The organism is Baaleninema sp., from assembly GCF_049974805.1.
Lineage (GTDB): Bacteria > Cyanobacteriota > Cyanobacteriia > Cyanobacteriales > Geitlerinemataceae > Baaleninema.
The window spans coordinates 48,385-68,630 of the sequence record NZ_JBNGCO010000005.1 but is presented as its reverse complement, the minus strand read 5'-3'; the positions used below and the strand labels follow the sequence as shown (position 1 = coordinate 68,630).

Sequence of the window (20,246 nt, the reverse complement as noted above, 5' to 3'; positions counted from 1 at the left end):
ACCTCGATCGCCTCAGCCTCAACTTCGATCGATCTGCCAAAAATCTTAAGTTTCGGCCAGCCGTCGATTTTTCTAGCGATCGAGGGAAGACGGGGAGCGATCGCACCTGCGACAATCGAAACAGAACGGAGAAAAAAACAAAGTTCGCGATCGCGCTACCATGTCCAGCCCCCTCATCACCCAAGAAGTGCGTTGGTTTCTCGATGGAGACCCCCCCCAACCCGTCAAACGGTGGTTTTTCAAAGACTGTCCCGGCGACTGGCTGTCTTTCGCCGATTCCCGAACCGACGTTTACTTAATCTTTCCCGAAAGCGAAGCCATCAACATCAAACAACGCAACGGCCACAGCCTCGAATTGAAATGGCGAGAGTCTATATTAGGAGTTTGGCAGATCGGAGACCACAGCGGCCAAGTCGAACGCTGGCGTAAATGGATTGAAGACGGCAGTTTCTCCCCCGAATCTCTCCAGCAGTTCTCCGAAGACTGGTGGGTGGAAGCCCACAAAACCCGCTGGCAGCGACAATATCGCGGCGTGCGCTACGAACTGACCCAACTGCAAAGCGACCGTCGTACCAGTTGGAGTTTAGCCTACGAGTTAGAAAGTTCCCCTCCCAACTATTCCCACCTCGCCGCAGTCGTCTGCGATACCCTCAAATCCTATCCTGACAACCACCTCTGTCAGTCTTCCTCTTATAGTTACACCCACTGGCTGATTCACTGAAAATTGGGGCGAACCCTACCACGCCTCGATCGCTTCGGCGATCGAACGCGGACGAACTCGCCCCAATCTTTTCCGTTATTGGGATACAATCCGACTGAACGTCAAACCTTGCCTTAGCGGCGAGGCACAGCAGCCAGATAGTTGAGGGTTTGCAGCGACACCCGAGGAACGGGGTTTTGCTGCGGCGCCATATTGCGAGCCATACCCAAGAACCGCTCGGGATTGCCCTCGACGGGTTGTTTTTCTTGAGGACGGAAGCGACGCACGGCGTTTTGCCAGACGATTTGAGGGAAGCCCTGCAAATCGCGGTAGTACGCACCGTAACGAGGCGTTTTCAGATTGAACGGCGTTTCGCCCCGTTCCCGCTGCGGCAGGTTGCGCCGACGTTGGAACGGCACGATAGTGTCACCGAAGTTTTCCAAGTATTCGTCGCTGTTGAGCAGTTTATCGACGAACCCTTGAACGCCTTCGTTGACGATGACGATCGACCAAGCGATTTTCTCGCGCTCGCTGTAAACGTCGCGTCCGAGAACTCGCTGCACGCACAGTTCTGCAAAACGGTAGTTGCTGTTCGCCTCGAAGTTCCGACGACGGAACGGATCGGACAACAACAAGCCGCGAATAAACTGGCGCACCGTAATGCGACCGTCTTTGAGTTGAGACTCTAAAGCCGATTGACGGTTGCTTTTGAGAATTTGGTGTTCGCTATAAATTTGGCGATAAGCAGCCCAGATCACTTCTTCCATGCCACCGCCCGAAGGCAGGTTTTCGGTATCGAAGATGTAGGGCTGCTCGTCACCGGGAACTTCATATCCGGCTACACGCACGTTTTGGCTTTTCGGCGTGTAATTGAGTAAGGGAAGTGCCACGTTAATATCTCCCTACGCTTAAACGATTTGCTATTCAGCCATGGACTAGCCAACCTTTAGAGTAGGGGATCGGGTTTCTTCCAGTCTCATTTTTATGAATGCCAGCAACAATTTTTAACAAAAAACGTAAACTTTGCTTACATTTTTGTTAAAGCGTCATTTTTTGTGTTATAGCTTACCATCCCAAAACCGAATAAAACGGTTGACTGGCTTCGGCACTGGCATCGGGGTTCGTGTCCAAATTGTCCGGCGTCTCCTCGAGACGGCTTTCCGTGCAGAAAGTCGCCGTACTAAAGCCACCAAACCGCTTGACGGTACTGGTTCGCATCCGCACGCCGGAGCTGGGGAACCAAAACCGCTCGATCGAACTCATGGTTTCGTATTCCGTAATCAAAATCATGCCGCCATCGTCGTCGAGTTCGTAGCGTCCGGCCACGGGAACCACTTCAGCATACCCCCGCTCGCGCAGCATCTTGCCTCGACTGGGATCGTTGGCATCGGGAACGATCGCGAACACCGTCGATCCGGCGTGGTTTTCATCGTTTTCCCGATCCCACTGCATCGAACCGTTCCAACGCACGAACGCCCCACCCGAAGCCTCAGCGGGATCGATCTCGTGCATTTGACAGATTTCCACGACGCGGGGATCGTCGGCGGCGAGGGTTTCCACGTAAATCTCCGAACCGCCTAACTCGGCGCGACGGAAAGGGAGGTGATGGGTAGTTCGTTGAGAATGCCAAGTTCCAGCACTTTGCTCGAAAAAGGCCATCGCATCGAGAGGCTTGGCTTGGGTCGCTTGATTCATTTTCAGTTCGTTCGATCGAGGTTTTTAACGTTTCATATATCCTTGCAATTTTAGACGATCGCTGGTTCGCGGCCAGTCACAACTCTGCCGAACTGCTTTCCCACACTGTATCGTCGAGATATTGGGAAGAAATCCGATAAAATCGCTCTATCGATATAAAACAGACCTACGATGACCAGCCAAACCTTAAACAAACCCGCCTGGGCGGGAGACGACTGGCTCTCTCGCCTCGTCAACCAACTGATTCAAACGCCATTTCTGTATCGTGCCATGAAACAGCAGGCGCGGCGGGTGATGATTCGCACCGCCGAACGTAACGGTATCCCCTGGCGCGATCGCGTCGCAGCGTTAGAAGCCTCCAACGTCAAAGCCTTAGCCGAACGCCTGACGAATCCCGACGTCACCTATCCCGACTATTACCAAGTTCCGTTTCACGCCTACGACGAAGGAAACCTCTGTTGGTTAGCGGCGTTTGAAGCCGAACCCGCCACTTACGCCATGGCGTTGCGCGTGACACCGAAAGAGAACCTGTCCCCTGACGCCGCTTACGATCGACTGCGGACGAGTTTTTACGACATTGTAAACAAACACCTTTCCTATCCTGTGGGCGATGTATTAGACGTGGGGTGTTCGATTGGAATGTCCACGCGATCGCTCCATCGTTACCTGCGATCGCATCAAAGCGAACCCATCAAAACCATCGGATTGGACTTATCCCCGCAAATGCTGGCGGTAGCGCAACATCTCGACACCGACAACGAGATCGATCGCTGGGTACACGGACTCGCCGAAGCCACCGAATTCCCCGACAACAGCTTCGATTTAGTGACGCTGCAATTTATCTTGCACGAACTCCCCAACGCCGCCACCGAAGCCATTTTCAAAGAAGTGCGTCGCCTCCTGCGTCCCGGCGGAATCATCGCCATTGCAGACAACAACCCAAAATCCACCGTCATTCAGAACCTACCTCCAGCGTTATTCGTCTTAATGAAGAGTACCGAACCCTGGAGCGACGAATACTATACCTTCGACGTCGAAGCCACCCTACAACAACTCGGCTTCGACTATCTCGAAACCGCCCCCAGCGATCCCCGACACCGGGCGATCGTGGCCAGAGCGCGATGAGGGGATGATGAAATGAGGGGATGATGAAATGAGGGGATGATGAAATGAGGGGATGATGAGACAAGACAATTGACAGTGGATAGTTGACAGTTTCTCCCCGATCGCACCATCACCCCATCTCACCCTCTCCGGACGCTCCAAAAATTGACTTGACGGGGAAGTCCGATCTACGATAGAAGGCTGCAACGTATCGAGGCAGCTATGAAGGGTCAAGAACTTCTCCGATCGATCGAATCGGAATATCTCAAGTCCGATATTCCGACCATTTACGTCGGCGACACCGTTCGCGTCGGCGTCGTGATTCAAGAAGGCGGTAAAGAACGGGTTCAGCCTTACGAAGGAACCGTCATCGCCATGAAAAACGGCGGTGTCAACCGAAGCATTACCGTCCGCCGGATTTTCCAAGGCGTGGGTGTCGAGCGGGTTTTCCTGCCTCACTCTCCGAGAATTAGCTACATCGAAGTGATCCGTCGCGGTAAAGTCCGCCGTGCCAAACTCTACTACCTGCGCGATCGCGTCGGTAAGGCTACTCGACTCAAACAGCGTTTCGATCGCCCCATCGAGAAAGTCGCCAAAACCAAAAAGAAAAAATCCAAAAAATAACTTGCGCGAGTGCGGCAGCCGTGTGGTACACTCTTTAAGAAGGGGTTCAACGTCTGAACGAGACGAGATGCGCTCTTAGTTCAGTTGGTAGAACGCGGGTCTCCAAAACCCGATGTCGGGGGTTCGAGTCCTCCAGGGCGCGTTGAACCACTCAACTTCTTTGAGAGACGCTCTACCCGAAAGCTAGTTAGTTGCCGACCGAATTCTCGGAGGAACTCAATAGCTTTCGGATGAGTTCGTCTGATGAGCGGATCGAGTCCGTCGGTAACATCGAGGCCACAGACAAACACGGTCTTGCCGAGCATCGGGCAACACAATCGATTCGTCGGAACTCGAATCGATCGAGACGCAATCCGTCAACAGAGGTGAATCGTCGTGGCGAAGAAAAACGGAGCCAACGCCCAAGAGACGAGCAAAGGGTTCGATCCCCTGAAGTTTCTCCAAGAAACCAAAGAAGAACTCGCCAAGGTCGTTTGGCCGTCGAGACAACAAGTCATCAGCGAGTCAGCCGCCGTATTGCTGATGGTCACGCTGCTGGCGACGGCCATTTATTTGGTCGATAACTTGTTCGGTTGGGCTGCAAAGCAGATATTCGGATGACTTTTTCATCGAACGAACCATACGAACCCGACGAACGTTGGGACGACGCTGATTCAGAAGAGAAAGAAGAGGCACCACGGAAACCGGCGCGAGCGCGTTGGTATGCCGTGCAAGTGGCGTCTGGCTGCGAAAAGCGGGTAAAAGCGAACATCGAACAGCGCAAGGAGACCCTTGACGTTGCCGATCGCATTTTGCAAATCGCGATTCCCCAAACGCCGGCCGTCAAAATCCGTAAAGACGGCTCTCGTCAGAACATCGAGGAAAAAGTCTTTCCCGGCTACGTGCTGATTCAGATGATCCTCGACGACGACGTCTGGCAGGTTGTCAAAAACACCCCCAATGTGATTAACTTTGTCGGGGCAGAACAACGACGCCGCTACGGACGAGGGCGCGGTCACGTCAAACCGATGCCACTGAGTCCCTCCGAAGTCGAACGGATCTTCAAACAAACCGGAGAACAAGAACCGGTCGTCAAAGTCGATATGGAGACGGGCGACAAGATAGTTGTGCTGTCGGGACCGTTTAAAGACTTTGAAGGCGAAGTCATTGAAGTGAGTCCCGAACGGAGCAAGCTCAAAGCCTTGCTATCGATTTTCGGACGGGATACGCCTGTCGAACTAGAGTTCAATCAAGTCGAAAAACAGAGTTAACGAATGGCTAAAAAAGTAGTCGCGCTTATCAAACTCGCGATTCCGGCGGGTAAAGCGAACCCCGCACCGCCCATCGGTCCGGCGTTGGGTCAGCATGGCGTGAACATCATGCAGTTTTGCAAAGAGTACAACGCCAAAACTGCCGACCAAACCGGAACCATCGTTCCCGTCGAAATCTCGGTTTACGAAGATCGGAGTTTCACCTTCGTTCTCAAAACGCCTCCGGCTTCCGTCTTGATTAAGAAAGCAGCCGGAATCGAGAAAGGTTCGGGAGAACCCAACCGCACCAAAGTCGGTTCCATTTCTCGGGCGCAGTTGAAAGAAATTGCCGAGACGAAAATGCCCGACCTCAATGCCAACGACATCGGGGCGGCCATGAACATCATCGAAGGCACCGCCCGCAACATGGGCGTGAAAGTCGAAGACTAATCTCGAGTTTTCACAATTGCCCGAGATATCTCACGCGACATTTCTAATTGTTTGTCGAACTGTCGAACTGTCGAACTGTCGAACTGTTGAATGGGGGAGAGGTCACAAACTTCGTTAGCGACCCCAAACAAGTTAATGCCAAAGAAAATTTCTCGTCGATTACAAGAACTTCAACAAAAAGTTGAAGAGCGTCCCTACGAACCCGCCGAAGCCCTCCAACTCCTCAAAGAAACGGCAACGGCAAAGTTCCCCGAATCCGCCGAAGCGCATATTCGGTTGGGGATCGATCCCAAATATACCGACCAACAACTCCGGACGACCGTGGCGCTGCCGAAAGGAACCGGACAAACGGTTCGCGTCGCCGTTATCGCCCGAGGCGAGAAGGTTCAGGAAGCCTCCGACGCCGGGGCTGACGTGGTGGGTTCCGAAGAGTTGATTCAAGAAATCCAGCAAGGTCGCCTCGATTTCGACTTGGTAATTGCCACGCCGGACATGATGCCCCAGGTGGCGAAACTCGGTCGTCTCCTCGGTCCGAAAGGGATGATGCCTTCGCCTAAAGGCGGAACCGTAACTTTCGATCTGGCACAGGCCATTTCTGAGTTTAAAGCTGGTAAACTAGAGTTTCGGGCTGACCGCACCGGAATCGTTCACGTGATGTTCGGCAAAGCCGACTTCTCCGTGGAAGATTTGTTGTCCAACCTGAAAGCCCTGCAAGAATGTATCGATCGAAACCGGCCTTCGGGCGCGAAAGGTCGTTACTGGCGCACGGTGTACGTTTCTTCGACGATGGGTCCGTCGATCGAAGTGGACGTGACCGCTCTGCGCGACCTGAAACTTGCCGAAGCTGCCGCCGCGTAAAAAACAGAATTTTTTACCACAAAACATTCAGTTTGTCAATGAAAAAGACTTAAAAACTGAATACCCCCTCACGCCAAAGACCGCAGGCTGCTGCAAAGCGTAACGTCCTGCCGAGGTGAAAAGCATCAAAGCTTTGGAAGAGCGATACAGTTCGATCGCCTCCAAACGCTAGCTTTCCCCCGGCAGTGCGTCCGGGGGATTTTTTTCAGGGGGGAGGGAGGGGCAACAGAGAAGAGGGAACAGTCAAGAGTGTTTCGGCACTCGTAACCCGTTCCTTCAAGGGATGGGAGAGCGGAGTTCTGACATAACAGAACTGGTTCGAGCGTGTCTCCCAAGGTATAGCCCAGCCGTCAAGGAGGTGAATCCGTTTGGGCAGAACACTAGAAAACAAAAAAGAAATCGTCGCCGAACTTAAGGAACAGTTGAAAGAAACTCAACTGACCGTAGTCATTGACTACCAAGGGTTATCGGTGGCGGAGATTACCGATTTGCGGGGACGTTTGCGCGAAGCTGATGCCACGTGCAAAGTCACCAAAAATACCCTGATGCGAATTGCCGTTGAAGGGGATGAAACTTGGGAACCGATGACCGAGTTCCTGAAAGGATCTTCGGCGTTCCTCTTCATTAAAGAGGATCTCGGTAGCGCGATTAAAGCGTACCAAGCCTTCCAAAAAGACACCAAAAAAACCGAATTGCGCGGTGGTGTCATGGAAGGGCAAAAACTGGACGTCGATCAGGTGAAAGCCCTGACCGAACTGCCGACGAAGGAAGAACTGATCGCCCGCATCGCTGGCGCCATCAATTCGATTCCGACGAAAGTGGCAGTCGGACTCAACGCCGTTCCGACGAAACTGGCTGTGGGTCTCAAAGAAGTTCCGTCTTCTTTGGTACGCGCCGTCAAAGCGGTATCCGAAAAAGAAGAGTCCTAAGCTCGATCGTATACCGATTTCTTCTCAACACTGGATTTTTTGTCAACACACAAGGAGTTCTCTACAATGTCCGAAAAAACCGATCAAATTTTAGAACAGCTCAAAACCCTGTCTCTGCTAGAAGCTTCCGAACTCGTCAAACAAATCGAAGAAGCCTTCGGCGTTGACGCTTCTGCTTCCGGTGGCGGCGGCATGATGATGATGGCACCCGGTATGATGGCCGGTGCTGCTGGTGCTGCGGCTGAGGAAGAAGAAGAAAAGACCGAATTCGACGTGGTTTTGGAAGAAGTCCCCAGCGACAAGAAAATCGCGGTTCTCAAAGTCGTTCGTGGCTTGACCGGATTGGGACTCAAAGAAGCCAAAGAAATGGTCGAAAGCACGCCCAAAGCCATCAAAGAAGCTGTGGCCAAGGACGCTGCCGAAGATGCCAAGAAACAACTCGAAGAAGCTGGCGCGAAAGTGTCTGTCAAATAGAGTTGCAGGGAGGGAATTTCGCTTTACGGTTGAAAATCCCTCCCTCGATGGTCGATCGCCCGAATCTTGGATTTAGGCGATCGCTTTTTTATGGCTTTTTTACGACTTTGTTGTTACGAGTTTGTCGGTATTGCGGCTTTTTCCGCGTCGCGATCGCTCGACAAAAACGAAAGGGGATTGCTGGGATTTTCGGCAAATCCTAGAATGGCGCGATCGCGATGTTCGTAGAGTAGAGTTCCGGTGCGATCGAACAGAAAAGTTGCCCCTCGCTGAGTCAAATACGCCGGATTGGGAACGTAGGTATTCCAATGGCGCAGTACTTCCACCATATTTCGCAGTCGCAACGTGGCCAACTCAAACGGACGCTGAAAGCCACGACCTCCGGCAAAGTTGAAAAACGAGCCTTTCAGCGGTGGTAGCGGAGGCGCTTTCACCACCTCCTCGTCGCCGATAAGTTGCGGTGCCTTTTTGTCGCCGCGATAGCCGCGAAACACTTCCGCTAACGTGCCGGGACTGCCAATGCCAGCACACATTAACAGTAAATTCAACCAGGCTTTTTGACCCTCGGACAAACCGGGAACGTTGACGGAGAGTCCGGAATAGAGGTCGAGTTGGCGGTGGAGTTCCGCCTCGGAATCGACGAATAACTCCTCTGGAGGAAATCCCGTATACTGGCAGAACTTTTCACCAGAGGCGCGATCGCCAATGCCAACGGCGCGAATCGCCAATCCTTCAGCTTGCAACTGTTTCCGTTCTCGCTGCACCCACCAAGCATATTCGAGAGAGTCGAAATCCCCAAGTTGCGGCCAGACGAGGACGAGGGTACGGGGGGAGGTCTCGCCGTTTTTGAGGATAGGTTGGGTGGTTCCGTCGCTGACTCGCTGGCGTTGGGTGTTTTGAAGGATGGGGTAGGGATTCATGGCGATTTGAGGCGGCGTTAACTGTTAATTTTACGCGGCTAATTTTACGCGGCTAATTTTACGCGGCTTTGCGCTGGCCAATTCCCAAGGCGGGTAACAGTTGGTGTTTCAAATAACTGCCGAGGGCAACCACAGCAATAATAATCGCCGCACCGATACCAATGGGACTCGGCACCCAGAAATTAGCTTCGAGATGTTGAATTTCTCCCGGTTCCAACGTCCACACCAGGGGCGAATTTCCCGAAGTTTCGTGAGGAAGCGAAAATTCCGGCACCTCTGTATCGTACTTGGCACCCCAAGGAGTATTGAGGCGAAAGTTCAAATCCAGCAACCCGCCGGGACTGACGAGAACGTTTCCTTCTGTGGACAAAACGCCGAGGGCTTGTAAATCCACGTCGAGACTGAGATGGTTGTAAATAGCAAAGACGAAGTTTCGCTGTTGCAGGTCGAGATGGGTCGCCAGTTGCGGGATTTCGTCAGCCATTTCCGGGGCGACAGCGCGATTGTCCACGGGGTTGAAAAACTTGTTGAAGCGACTGACGAGTTCGTCGCCGTTGTTGAATGGAATTACTACCGTTGCTTCGCGATCGCCCTTGCGTTTAACGTATCCTTGTAGCGATCGCGCCCGTCGGTCGAGACTGTCTAACCACTCCCGCACCGTCACGCTACTGAGACTGGCAAATCGCTTCGAGAGATTGATGTGCTGGACGATTTCGCCGTGGGTCTGACTTTGGAAGTTCACATTGACATCGTACTTGACGCATCCCGATAGGGCGATCGCCAGCATGACCGCCACGATAACGGTTCGATAACGAGACATCGCACCGCGCAGGCGACGGAACCACGACAAGGGCGATCGATCGGCGGATGGTTGGGAGTTCACGGGATTCACGATTTTTCTTTGCAGACAACTACGTTTCCCGATTTTATTACGAGATGGGGAGAGGGGGAGAGGGGGACAAGGAAGCCTCATCATCCCTTTATCTCATCATCCCATCATCCCCCAATCCCCTCATCTTCCTCGAAACTGCTTCGCCCAATTGATCGCCCAGTCTTCATCCATCCCCAAGAGTAAGGCACATTCTCGCAGTTCGGGAACTTCAATATCGGGGCATTTTTTCAACATCTGATTCGTCAGCCAGCGCAAGGTAATATTTCGTTTCACCCGCCGTTGAAACCCTACCAAGCGATAGAGTTCCGCTAACACCTCGATGCGACAGTCGAGGGGAATTTCCCAAATTTCGGCGGTGGTGTCTTTCTCAAAGGTGCGAGGCGGACGGGATTCGCCGCTGTGGGTCACTTCTAATTCGAGGACTTCGCCGCAGTTGGGACAGCTGTAGCGACAGATAAAAGCGTATTCTCCCGCTTGCGGGTTCCATTGGTAACGGTGGGGTTGGTAGGCGTCGCGACGGGGTTTGAAAACGTGGCGACAACTCCCGCAGAGGACGTTGGAACGACCGGGTGAAAGGCTGATGGGGTCGAGACTCCAGTTGTGGGTGCGATCGGGGGTTCCGTGAACGATCCAGTTTTCGGTATGGTCGAGAATGATGGCGCGATCTTTACCGGGATGAGGACGCAAGCCTCGACCGACGATTTGCAGCCACAGGGTTAGGGAATGCGTGGGACGCACGCATTGAACGGCTTCGATGCTGGGGAGGTCGAAGCCTTCGGCGAACAAGCCGCAATTGCTGAGGATGAGGGTTTCGCCTCGGGAAAATCGCTCTAATACGGCTTTTCGATCGATATCTTTGGTATTTCCGTCGAGATGTTCGGCGGGAATTCCGGCGTTGCGGTAAGCCTCAGCGATGGCTTGGCTGTGTTCGACGTTGACGGCGAAGACGACGGTTTTTTTATGGGCGGCGAATTCTTGCCACGCTTCGATTAAATCTCCCATGACGAGGGAGTTACTGACGGCTTTGGCCAGTTGTTTGGGGTTGTAGTCGCCGCCGGTTTTTTTGAGTCCGGTGGTATCGACGGTTTTGGGGGCGGCGAACAGTTTGAAAGGGGAGAGGTAGCCGCGATCGATCAGTTCTCCCACCGACGGACCTAAAATCAAGCTGTCGTAGAGGTCTTTGAATCCCTGACCGTCGATGCGGGCGGGGGTGGCGGTAACGCCCAAAATGTAAGCGTTGGGAAACTGTTCGAGGAGTTGGGAATAGGTGGCGGCGGTGGAATGGTGCGCTTCGTCTACGACGACGAGGGCGGCGGGGGGCAGTTTTCGGTTGATGAGAGATGCGATACTGGCCACTTGCACGAGGCGCGATCGCTGTTCGGCGTATCCGGCTTTGATGAGTCCCACGGGTTCGTCGGTGACTCGTTCGAGTTTTTCTTTGGCTTGTAAGAGCAGTTCTTCGCGATGGGCTAAAACTAGAACTGGCTGTTTGCGAGCGGTAAATTGTTGGGCAATACTGGAAAATACAACGGTTTTTCCGGCGCCGGTGGGTAGTTGCAGTAAAATTCGGCGCGATCGCCCGCTCGTCCATTCTTGAAAAATCTGTTGGACGAGAATAGATTGGTACTCTCGCAGGGAATATCGCAAAGACATCTTGCGTTACGATTGACGGTGTGAGAGGGAGAATTGACGCTCGAGGGGAAAGTTTGCCTCGAGAAATTCAGGTTTTTTTCAGATATTTAAAATACCGCAAAATGGCGACAGTTGGATTTATTTTTTGAGGATTTAGATATTTGGTATATCTTCAAAAATAGTTTTTCGATATTTTTTGTATGTTTTACAAAGTATTCGATCGAGGAGTTCGATCGAATACAAATCGAAATTTCGTAGCCTGGGCGATTAATTATCTTGTTAATTATACTGACGAAACCCAACAGTTTCAGGTGACGAGTTGCCCGAAGTCAAAGGTCGATATTTCACGATTGCCAAACACCGATCGAAAATGCCAAAATGAAACCGACCTGTCAACTCGTCCGCCGAACGCAGGCTAGGCGTCAGGCTTGGAAGTACGAGGTTCGATCGCGTCCCTATCGATGGCCGTTACCCCGTATCGGACGACTGGCTTCGAGTTCTTTTCAACCCAACTCCTTATGAGCGTCTCTTGGAAACAACTGACGGTTTACGCCGCCCTTCTCGCCGTGGGAGGGGCAGCGGGTGGAGCCGTCAGCCGCTATCTCGACGCGCGATCGCCCGACACCGGGACAACCACCGCCACGCCAGTGAGGTTAAGTCCCCCCGCCCTCGAACCCGGACGCCTCAACGAAGACGACTCCGAGGTCGAAGCCAGCCCCAACTTCATCGCCCAAGCGGTGGAACGAGTGGGATCGGCGGTGGTTCGCATCGACGCCGCCCGAACCGTTTCGCCAGAAAACTCCGATCCGTTAAATCCCTTTTTCCGCCGCTTTTTCGGCGAAGATTTCCCCCAACCCTCCGAACGCATCGAACGGGGTACGGGGTCGGGATTTATCCTATCCAGCGACGGACGCATCGTCACCAACGCCCACGTGGTGGAAGGGGCGAACGTGGTGGAGGTGACGTTACGAGACGGACGCAGCTTTGAAGGGAAAGTGCTGGGAACGGACGCCCTCACCGATATCGCCGCCATTCAAATTGAGGCGCAAAACTTACCCACGGCGCCTCTGGGGTCTTCGGCGAATTTGGTGCCGGGTCAGTGGGCGATCGCCATTGGAAACCCTCTCGGCTTAGATAATACGGTAACAGTGGGCATTATCAGCGCCACAGGTCGATCGAGCGCCCAGGTGGGAATTAGCGACAAACGAGTTCGCTTTATCCAAACCGACGCCGCCATCAATCCGGGGAATTCCGGCGGTCCGCTACTCAACGATCGCGGCGACGTGATTGGCATTAACACGGCGATTCGCGCCAACGCCCAGGGGTTGGGATTTGCTATTCCTATCGAAACCGCCCAACGGGTGGCGACGCAACTGTTCGATCTCGGTCGGGCGGAACATCCGTTTTTAGGCATTCAAATGGTCGATCTCAATCCCGATTTGAAAGCCGAACTGGAAAACGCGCAGAACCTGGACTTTCCCATCGAACAGGTCGATCGCGATCGAGGCGTCCTGATTATGCGCGTCTTAGACGGTTCTCCAGCAGCATCGGGCGGCTTAGAAGCCGGAGATCTCATCACTCGCATCAACGGATTTGACATCGACTCGGCGGCCGAAGTCCAAGAGCGCGTTGAAGCGAGTCAGGTTGGGGAAGCCCTCGAGGTGGAAGTGCGCCGGGACGGAGAACTGGAAATGGTTCGCGTTCGCCCGGAACCCTATCCCTCAGAAGCCTTCGCCCGTTAAGGCTGTTGGGGAGCTCAGTTAAGCTTCGGAGTCGTCAGAGTGTCGATCGAATCCGCTTCCTTGAGACAGTCGGCGATCGAGTTCCATACGCTGTTCCATTTGGCGCAAAAAGTAACCCGTCATCATCGCAGACGCGAGCATTCCTGCCATATTCTCTCGATCGGTCGAAATTTGAACGTTGAACCCTTCAGCCGGAAGAACGCCAACCAGCCCTTGAACGTTGCGGGAAATAATATCTTTAATTTCCGGGCTAACCGACTTGGCGACGCGAGCGAGAATTTCAGGCGATTGGTCTTGAAGATACGTCAGCAGTGGGTTGCCTGCGTCCTCGTCGAGCTGAGAGAAAATTTCGGGGTCGAAAACCATGAGCGTGTAATAATCCGTCAATGGGCTTCAGAATAGCCTGAACTAGGTCTAGTGTAACGTTAGTTTGGAGAGATGGAACAGCGGACAGTGAGCAGTGAACTGCGAACAGTTCGCGGTTTCTTATCACCTCATCCCATCATCCCATCATCCCATCATCTCCTCATCTCCTCATCTCCTCATCCCCTCATCTCACTGTAAAAGGGGTAAATTTTCGATTTGGAAGTATTGGTGAAATTTGGGGGTGACGCGCAGTTCGTAGGAACGCGCTTCGGGGGATTTGCGGCGGCGGACTAAGCCCAGTTCCATGAGTTCTTTGACGTGCTGGTACGCCCCGGAACCGCGCCAATCTACTAATTCTGATTGCAAAATTGGCTGTTTTAAGGCGATCGCGGCTAGGGTGCGTTGCGCTCCGACTCCCATTTCTGGAGGAACTAAATCTAGCATGAGATCGCGAAAGGCTTCCCGCAATTGCAGGCTGTAGCCGTTTTCGGTTTCGACGATTTCTAAGGCGCTGTCGCGACGGGCGTAATCGTCCATCAACTCGAGGAGGGCTTCTTCAATGTCGGTTCGATCGCAGTTCGTGCATTCTGCTAACTGCGACAGGGACATCGCTTTTCCTTTTAAATATAAAATTGCTTCGATCGTTGTTGCTAATCGTCTCATTGAGGATTAAGACTTGACAATTTATGATTGATATTTTGGGTTTCCGCTTTGGCTTTGGAAAGGTTTTTAGATCGAGATAAAAACGAAGTCGGAGCTGGAATTATTAATGTTAATGATTTTATGGCAAATAAGCCTATTTCGATCGCTTTAAAGTTCGCTTCGATCGAACCCAAATACATTGAAATAAGGGCAAACTAATATTATACACTATTTTTGATGATTTTAAATAAAAACAATATTAAATCCAGCCCTGTAAATATAAAAATTCTAATTCAATTGTGACAACGAGCAGAAGTGACAACAAGCAGAAGTGACAACAAACAGAAGTAAAACTCAAGACTGAAGGTCGGATGGTCTCTTCGTCTCTCCATATCTCTCCAGATATCCGGCATCTCCAAGATGCCGGATATCTAACACAGACTTGAACCGATCGAGGATTTTCCCAAGAATCATTTAATATTACTAGAGTTCACAACCAAAACCCTCTCCCCATTTCCCCATCTCCCTCTCTAAACTACTGCTCCACCGTCGTTTGAGTCGATCGCTCTCGGCGGCGTAAGGCGACGCCCTCGAAGGTTAATTCGCCTTGGCGAGCGTCTACATAGACTAAGGAACCGGGAAGAAATTGACCTTTGAGAATGGCGCCCCCGAGGGGACGAACTAACAATCGCTCGATGGTGCGTTCCATTTCTCGCGCTCCCAGTTTTAGATTGTATCCCTGTTCCATCAACAGTTCGTAAGCGGCCTCTGTGAGCTTCAAACGCAGGTTTTGGGCGTGGAGGCGTTGGCGGACGTTCTCGAGAACTTTGTCGGCGATTTGACGAACTACTGTCGGCGAGAGGGGCGAGAAGTAGACGATTTGACCGATGCGGTTGAGCAGTTCTGGACGCAACGACTGGCTGATGGTTTTGAAAAGACCGTCTCGGTATTGTTGGGGATTGGGAAGCCGGGAATTTTCCGATTCTAAGCCAAAGCCGAGGGAGGATTCGGAACTGACGTTGGCGCCTAAATTCGAGGTCATCACGATAATGGTTTCTCGAAACGAAACGTGATTTCCGTGACTGTCTGTCAAGCGCCCTTCGTCGAGAATTTGTAGGAACAAATCCAAAACTTGGGGGTGGGCTTTTTCGATTTCGTCGAACAACACCACACTGTAGGGATGGGTGCGGACCGCCCCCGTTAGCTGTCCTTCGCCTTCGTATCCGATATATCCGGGGGGCGCACCGATGAGGCGAGACACGGAGTTCGGTTCCATGTACTCCGACATATCGATGCGGACGAGTTTTTGAGGATCGTCGAAGAGGAATTCGGCGAGGGCTTGGGCTAGTTGGGTTTTACCCGTTCCCGTTTGTCCGACGAACAGAAACACGCCCACGGGTTTTTGAGGGGGTTTCAATCCGGCGCGGGCGGTGCGGATGGCGTCTGCAACGGCGGTTACGGCTTCGTCTTGTCCGATGACGCGCTGTTGGAGATAGGTTTCTAGGCGCAACAGGCGCGATCGCTCGTCTTCGGTAATTTGCTCGACGGGAAGACGACAGCGTTTGGCGATGACGCGGGCGATGTCGGTTTTGCTGACGCGGCGGGGACGCGATCGCAACCTCGGCCCCGATTGTAACCGAGCTTCGGCACAGGCGCGATCGACTGCATCGATGGCTTTGTCGGGAAATCGAGAATCGCTGACGTAGCGTCCGCTGAGTTCCACCGCCATCGCCAGGGCGCTATCGTCGATCTTGAGGTCGTGATGGCGCTCGAACTGGATTCGCAATCCTTGTAAGATGGCGTGGGTTTCTTCTGGGGTGGGTTCTTGTACCCAAACGACTTGAAAGCGGCGATCGAGTGCGCCGTCTTTTTCGATAGTTTGGCGGTACTCCCGCACCGTCGTCGCGCCGATACAGTGGATTTCCCCTCGGGCTAACGCCGGTTTGAGGATGTTGGCGGCGTCGCTGGCACCGCTTCCCCCGGCGCCCAACACGGTATGAATTTCGTCGATAAAAATAATCGTGTCGTCGCTGGAACTGGCTTCGTTGACGAGGGCTTGAATGCGTTCTTCAAATTCGCCGCGATATTTCGATCCTGCCAACAGCGACGCCATCGACACTTCCACCACTCGTTTCTCGGCGAGGGCTGGGGGCGCTTGGGGACTAGCCAGCCATTGCGTCAACCCTTCCACGATGCAGGTTTTGCCCACGCCAGGTTCTCCCACGAGGATGGCGTTGCGCTTGCGTTTCTGCATCAAAATGCTGGCGAGGGTGCGAATTTCCGCCTGTCGCCCCACCACGGGATCGAGTTGACGTTTTCGCGCCAGTTCCGTTAAATCCCGCCCGAAACAATCTAACAGCGGCGTCGATCGTTTGTTATTTTCGGGATAGAGAGAATCGCCATCGAGCATGAGATGGGGATCGGGGGGGAGAGGATCGAGATCCCAATCATCGCCGGGAACCGGGGCGTCTACGCCGTAAATGCCCAGTTCCGCTAAGAGGTTTTCCCAGGGGGCGTTGGGTAGCTCGAAGAGGGCTTGCAGGAGATGATAGGGGCGAACGGTGGGTTCGTCGATCGACTGGAGGGTGGAGATTTCTTCGGCGCGTCCGAACACCTCTCGGGCGGCGCGATCGCGGTGCATGATGCCCTGGTGAACGCGCACGGGCGTCGGACGGGCGATTTGCGATCGCAACTGACGGCGAAACTGGGTTCGATCGAGTCCCCAACTATCGAACCATTGTTGTAATACTTGAATGTCGCTTTTAAACTCTCGCTTTTGCAGGGGATTGTTGCGAATTTGCCGAGGACAAAAGCGTTCGAGATCGAGATCGCACAGCTTGCATAACCCTAGCAGCAGGTGGGCTGGGGAGATTTCGCTGGCATGACCGGATTTCGCTTCGATCGCGGCAATATTCCAAGCGAGTACGGTACTGGGCGCGTAAACTGCCATCCGACAAAACCAGTTGAGTGCGGGAACGGTCTATCTTGATTATGCACGAGGACATCGTGCGATTGAAGACTGTGAAGCGTTTTAGGGAGATGATGGTGCGATCGGGATGATGGGATGGGGAGAAACGGTTCACTGTCTTCACTTTTCCCTCTTCCCGAACTGGCGGCGGTGCGTGACGCGGTAACAGTCCATTAACCTGACTTCGACATCATTTCCAGCCCGCGTCACACACCCTACTTCACCTCATCATCTCCTCACCTCATCATCTCCTCCTTCTCTCTCGTAATAAGATAGGGGATTTTCCGCCACCCAGCCGAGATTGGAGTTGCTGCGAACCTCGAAATGGAGATGGGGTTGGGGACTGTCTGGGGTTCCGGTGGTTCCGACGGTCCCAATTCGATCGCCCGTTTCGACGGTTTGACCCTGACGCAGGTTAATCCTCTCGAGATGGGCGTAACGGGTTTGGCGTCCCTGACGGTGGTTGATGACGATGAGGTTCCCGTAGGGTTCTCGGGTTCCGGCAAAGGCGACGGTTCCGCCTTCGACGGCTCTCACGGGCGTCCCCACGGCGGCGGGTAAGTCGATGCCGCTGTGAAACACCACGGAGGTGCTGCGGGGCGTCAACACCCACCCGTAACCGACGATCGCCTCGACGGGGTTGGGTAGGGGATAGACCGCAAAGGCACTCGCCCGTTTTTCGGCGATGGGCGTTTCGACTTCTTCGGACAAGGGCGACCAGTTGACGCCCGGTACAAACGCGGTATTGGAGGGCGGTTGACAGCCGTTGGCCTCGAACAGGGTATCTGCCCGGACGTTGTATTCTTCGGCTAAGTCTTGCCAGGTCGTCCCGGCGGAAACGTCAATGCGAATGCCGTTGATGGGGGGAACGAGAATGTCTCGTCCGACGGGGAGTCGATCGCCCCGTAAGATGGGATTCATCCCCAGCAGTGTCGTGGGAAGTACGTCGTACTGGGCGGCGATGCTGTCGAGGGTTTCTCCGGGTGCGATGGTATGTCGCTGCAGTTGAGATAAAACTGAGGGCGGACAGGTATTTTGCGGCGTACCGATGCGGGGAAATCCCAATTCGGCATCGGATTGGGCGATCGATCGACCTCCCATCAACAGGGCGATCGCAACAGAAACCACGGAAACACGGCGAAAATTCACGAGTTTGTTCGAGTCAAAAATGAAAACGGTAGGGTGCGTGACGCGGCCGGAAAAGGTGGGCGAAGTCAGGTTAATGGACTGTTACTGCGTCACGCACCGCCCCCTCATCACAAATCCCGGTGCGTAAACGGTTTGGCATCCCGTCCGGCGTAGGTGGCGGCGATGTGACCGTCTCCGACAGCTTGATATTTATAGGTCACAAGCCCGTCTAAGCCCACGGGACCGCGTGGGGGGAGTTTTTGGGTACTGATGCCCACTTCCGCGCCGAATCCGTAGCGGAAACCGTCGGAAAAGCGGGTCGAGCAGTTGTGGAACACGCCTGCGGCATCCACTTGGCTGAGGAAGGTATTTGCGGCGTCGTCGTTTTCGGTAACGATGGCGTCGGTATGGCGAGAACCGTAGGTGTTGATGTGGTCGATGGCGGTTTCGATCGAATCCACGACGCGCACGGACAACACGAGATCGTTATATTCGGTGCGCCAATCTTCCTCGGTGGCTTCTGTCATATCTGCGATTTGACGCGCCGCTGCATCCCCGCGCAGTTCCACGCCGCGATCGCGCAAGGCTTGGGCGGCTTGGGGTAAGAAGGTTTGGGCAATGTCGCGGTGAACCAAGAGGGTTTCGGTGGCATTGCAGGCGGCGGGATATTGGACTTTGGCATCGACGGCGATCGAAACCGCTTTTTCGATGTCTGCTGCTGCGTCCACGTAGACGTGACAGATACCGTCGGCGTGACCTAATACTGGAATCCGGGTGTTTTCCTGCACGAACCGGACAAAGGCGTTGGAACCGCGCGGAATAATCAAATCCACGAATTCGTCGAGTTTGAGGAGTTCGGCAATTTCTTCCCGCGTCGTCAGCAGTTGAATCGCCTCGGGTGCCAGTCCGACGTTGTTCAATCCGCGATGGATAGCGGCGACGATGGCTTGACACGATCGCACGGCTTCTTTTCCGCCTTTGAGGATGGCACCGTTTCCGGATTTTATAGCCAAACTCGAAATTTGAATCACGGCGTCGGGACGCGCTTCGAAGATGACGCCGAGAACGCCGAGGGGACAGGTGATGCGTTTGAGAACGAGTCCGGTGTCCAGTTCTCGGTGAAGTTGTACGGCACCGACGGGATCGGGGAGGTTGCCGACGCCGCGCACTCCTGCGATCGCGCCGCGCAGTTTGGTTTCGTCGAGTTTGAGGCGATCGTAGAGGGGTTTGGGGATGCCGTCGGTTTTGGCGGCTTCGCAGTCGGCGGCGTTGGCGGCTAGGATTTCTTCTGAGGCGGCGTCGAGGGCGTCGGCGATCGATTCGATCGCGGCGTTTTTGTCAGTGGTGGACAGGGTTCCGAGATGTCGCGCCGCTTGCCGGGTTTGGCGGGCGCTGTCGGCGAGGGAGTCTGATGCGATAGCAGAAACGGTCATCGTGTTCGATCGAGGGGGCTGAATCGTTGGATTACTCTTTCTTTAGTGTACCGTCTGAGGGGGTAGGGCGATGATGGGGTGGGGTAGGGGCGACGATGGGGTGAGTCGATGGACTTTGATAGTTTAGAGTCTGATTTTTAAGTTTTTTTATATTGTCTAATCTGTTTTTTCTATCGTTAGCATTCTGCATATAACAAGTAATTATTTTTTTATGTTTTACGGCTTAAATTTATAGAACAGTCAAAGAAAAATGCTATTTAAATACCAGAAATAAACACTTCGATCCTTCCTGTAAGGATTCCATCTTGATGTGAGTGCAGTCCATGACGCGACTTCAGCAGTCGATCCTTGATAATTGAGAGTCGTAATCGTAGGGTGCGTGACCTAAAAACAGGAGAAGTATCGTGCTTTACCGGCCAATCCGTCACGCACCGACTCTACAGCAACCTCCCTTTCTCCC

At 53.5% G+C, this 20,246-nt stretch carries 21 protein-coding genes and 1 tRNA gene; 12 read left to right on the top strand and 10 right to left on the bottom strand.

What is annotated here, in order from left to right:
- The first annotated feature begins 160 nt into the window (after positions 1 to 160).
- Complete coding sequence (locus tag ACP5D4_RS02185; RefSeq protein WP_428009979.1) at positions 161 to 721, top strand: hypothetical protein; 561 nt, start codon at positions 161 to 163, stop codon at positions 719 to 721.
- 113 nt (positions 722 to 834) lie between these two features.
- On the opposite strand, the gene ACP5D4_RS02180 is transcribed toward ACP5D4_RS02185, so the two are convergent.
- Together ACP5D4_RS02180 and ACP5D4_RS02175 are read right to left on the bottom strand one after the other, a co-directional pair.
- Positions 835 to 1,590, bottom strand: coding sequence for a phycobilisome rod-core linker polypeptide (locus tag ACP5D4_RS02180; RefSeq protein WP_428009978.1), 756 nt, complete (start codon positions 1,588 to 1,590; stop codon positions 835 to 837).
- A 175-nt stretch (positions 1,591 to 1,765) separates the two neighbouring features.
- Positions 1,766 to 2,395, bottom strand: a complete 630-nt coding sequence (locus ACP5D4_RS02175) for a phycobiliprotein lyase (protein WP_428009977.1) — start codon at positions 2,393 to 2,395, stop codon at positions 1,766 to 1,768.
- 171 nt (positions 2,396 to 2,566) lie between these two features.
- Between ACP5D4_RS02175 and ACP5D4_RS02170 the strand changes: the two genes are divergently transcribed.
- From ACP5D4_RS02170 to rplL, 9 genes are all read left to right on the top strand, one after another.
- Positions 2,567 to 3,520 (top strand): class I SAM-dependent methyltransferase, encoded by a 954-nt coding sequence (locus tag ACP5D4_RS02170; protein ID WP_428009976.1) that lies wholly within the window; start codon positions 2,567 to 2,569, stop codon positions 3,518 to 3,520.
- Positions 3,521 to 3,721: 201 nt separating this feature from the next.
- Positions 3,722 to 4,123, top strand: a complete 402-nt coding sequence (gene rplS, locus ACP5D4_RS02165) for a 50S ribosomal protein L19 (protein WP_428009975.1) — start codon at positions 3,722 to 3,724, stop codon at positions 4,121 to 4,123.
- Between the two features lie 69 nt (positions 4,124 to 4,192).
- Positions 4,193 to 4,265 (top strand) — tRNA-Trp (locus ACP5D4_RS02160).
- Positions 4,266 to 4,498: 233 nt separating this feature from the next.
- Positions 4,499 to 4,723, top strand: coding sequence for a preprotein translocase subunit SecE (gene secE, locus ACP5D4_RS02155; protein WP_017661078.1), 225 nt, complete (start codon positions 4,499 to 4,501; stop codon positions 4,721 to 4,723).
- Positions 4,720 to 5,373, top strand: coding sequence for a transcription termination/antitermination protein NusG (gene nusG / locus ACP5D4_RS02150; protein ID WP_428009974.1), 654 nt, complete (start codon positions 4,720 to 4,722; stop codon positions 5,371 to 5,373). Before secE ends, nusG begins: the two co-directional genes overlap by 4 nt.
- Positions 5,374 to 5,376: 3 nt before the next feature.
- Positions 5,377 to 5,802: a 50S ribosomal protein L11 gene (rplK, locus tag ACP5D4_RS02145; protein WP_428009973.1), complete on the top strand. Its 426-nt coding sequence runs from the start codon at positions 5,377 to 5,379 to the stop codon at positions 5,800 to 5,802.
- 135 nt (positions 5,803 to 5,937) lie between these two features.
- Entirely contained in the window at positions 5,938 to 6,660 is a 723-nt protein-coding gene (gene rplA / locus ACP5D4_RS02140) for a 50S ribosomal protein L1 (protein ID WP_428009972.1), read from the top strand.
- Positions 6,661 to 7,028: 368 nt separating this feature from the next.
- A complete protein-coding gene (gene rplJ, locus ACP5D4_RS02135; RefSeq protein WP_428009971.1) occupies positions 7,029 to 7,589 on the top strand; it encodes a 50S ribosomal protein L10 in 561 nt (186 codons plus the stop codon).
- A gap of 66 nt (positions 7,590 to 7,655) precedes the next feature.
- Positions 7,656 to 8,063 carry a 50S ribosomal protein L7/L12 gene (gene rplL, locus ACP5D4_RS02130; protein WP_428009970.1) on the top strand — a complete coding sequence of 136 codons (408 nt, stop codon included), beginning with the start codon at positions 7,656 to 7,658 and terminating at the stop codon, positions 8,061 to 8,063.
- A 113-nt stretch (positions 8,064 to 8,176) separates the two neighbouring features.
- On the opposite strand, the gene ACP5D4_RS02125 is transcribed toward rplL, so the two are convergent.
- The 3 genes from ACP5D4_RS02125 to ACP5D4_RS02115 all read right to left on the bottom strand — a co-directional run bounded on the left by ACP5D4_RS02125 (position 8,177) and on the right by ACP5D4_RS02115 (position 11,528).
- A complete protein-coding gene (locus tag ACP5D4_RS02125) occupies positions 8,177 to 8,983 on the bottom strand; it encodes a peroxiredoxin-like family protein (RefSeq protein WP_428009969.1) in 807 nt (268 codons plus the stop codon).
- A 58-nt stretch (positions 8,984 to 9,041) separates the two neighbouring features.
- On the bottom strand, positions 9,042 to 9,866 hold the full coding sequence (locus ACP5D4_RS02120) for a DUF3153 domain-containing protein (protein WP_428009968.1): 825 nt from the start codon (positions 9,864 to 9,866) through the stop codon (positions 9,042 to 9,044).
- A gap of 129 nt (positions 9,867 to 9,995) precedes the next feature.
- On the bottom strand, positions 9,996 to 11,528 hold the full coding sequence (locus ACP5D4_RS02115) for a DEAD/DEAH box helicase (RefSeq protein ID WP_428009967.1): 1,533 nt from the start codon (positions 11,526 to 11,528) through the stop codon (positions 9,996 to 9,998).
- Between the two features lie 357 nt (positions 11,529 to 11,885).
- Between ACP5D4_RS02115 and ACP5D4_RS02110 the strand changes: the two genes are divergently transcribed.
- Together ACP5D4_RS02110 and ACP5D4_RS02105 are read left to right on the top strand one after the other, a co-directional pair.
- Positions 11,886 to 12,029 (top strand): hypothetical protein, encoded by a 144-nt coding sequence (locus ACP5D4_RS02110; RefSeq protein ID WP_428009966.1) that lies wholly within the window; start codon positions 11,886 to 11,888, stop codon positions 12,027 to 12,029.
- Positions 12,026 to 13,249 (top strand): HhoA/HhoB/HtrA family serine endopeptidase, encoded by a 1,224-nt coding sequence (locus ACP5D4_RS02105; RefSeq protein ID WP_428009965.1) that lies wholly within the window; start codon positions 12,026 to 12,028, stop codon positions 13,247 to 13,249. The genes ACP5D4_RS02110 and ACP5D4_RS02105 overlap by 4 nt, the downstream gene beginning before the upstream one ends.
- Positions 13,250 to 13,267: 18 nt before the next feature.
- On the opposite strand, the gene ACP5D4_RS02100 is transcribed toward ACP5D4_RS02105, so the two are convergent.
- The 5 genes from ACP5D4_RS02100 to ACP5D4_RS02080 all read right to left on the bottom strand — a co-directional run bounded on the left by ACP5D4_RS02100 (position 13,268) and on the right by ACP5D4_RS02080 (position 19,786).
- A complete protein-coding gene (locus ACP5D4_RS02100; RefSeq protein ID WP_428009964.1) occupies positions 13,268 to 13,615 on the bottom strand; it encodes a DUF760 domain-containing protein in 348 nt (115 codons plus the stop codon).
- Between the two features lie 189 nt (positions 13,616 to 13,804).
- The gene (scpB, locus tag ACP5D4_RS02095; RefSeq protein ID WP_428009963.1) at positions 13,805 to 14,278 is read right to left on the bottom strand and encodes an SMC-Scp complex subunit ScpB; all 474 of its coding nucleotides are present in this window, start codon (positions 14,276 to 14,278) and stop codon (positions 13,805 to 13,807) included.
- A gap of 514 nt (positions 14,279 to 14,792) precedes the next feature.
- The gene (locus ACP5D4_RS02090) at positions 14,793 to 17,207 is read right to left on the bottom strand and encodes an ATP-dependent Clp protease ATP-binding subunit (protein WP_428009962.1); all 2,415 of its coding nucleotides are present in this window, start codon (positions 17,205 to 17,207) and stop codon (positions 14,793 to 14,795) included.
- Positions 17,208 to 17,453: 246 nt separating this feature from the next.
- Positions 17,454 to 18,374, bottom strand: coding sequence for a LysM peptidoglycan-binding domain-containing M23 family metallopeptidase (locus ACP5D4_RS02085; protein WP_428009961.1), 921 nt, complete (start codon positions 18,372 to 18,374; stop codon positions 17,454 to 17,456).
- Between the two features lie 107 nt (positions 18,375 to 18,481).
- Entirely contained in the window at positions 18,482 to 19,786 is a 1,305-nt protein-coding gene (locus ACP5D4_RS02080; protein ID WP_428009960.1) for a glutamate-5-semialdehyde dehydrogenase, read from the bottom strand.
- Between the last annotated feature and the right edge of the window lie 460 nt (positions 19,787 to 20,246).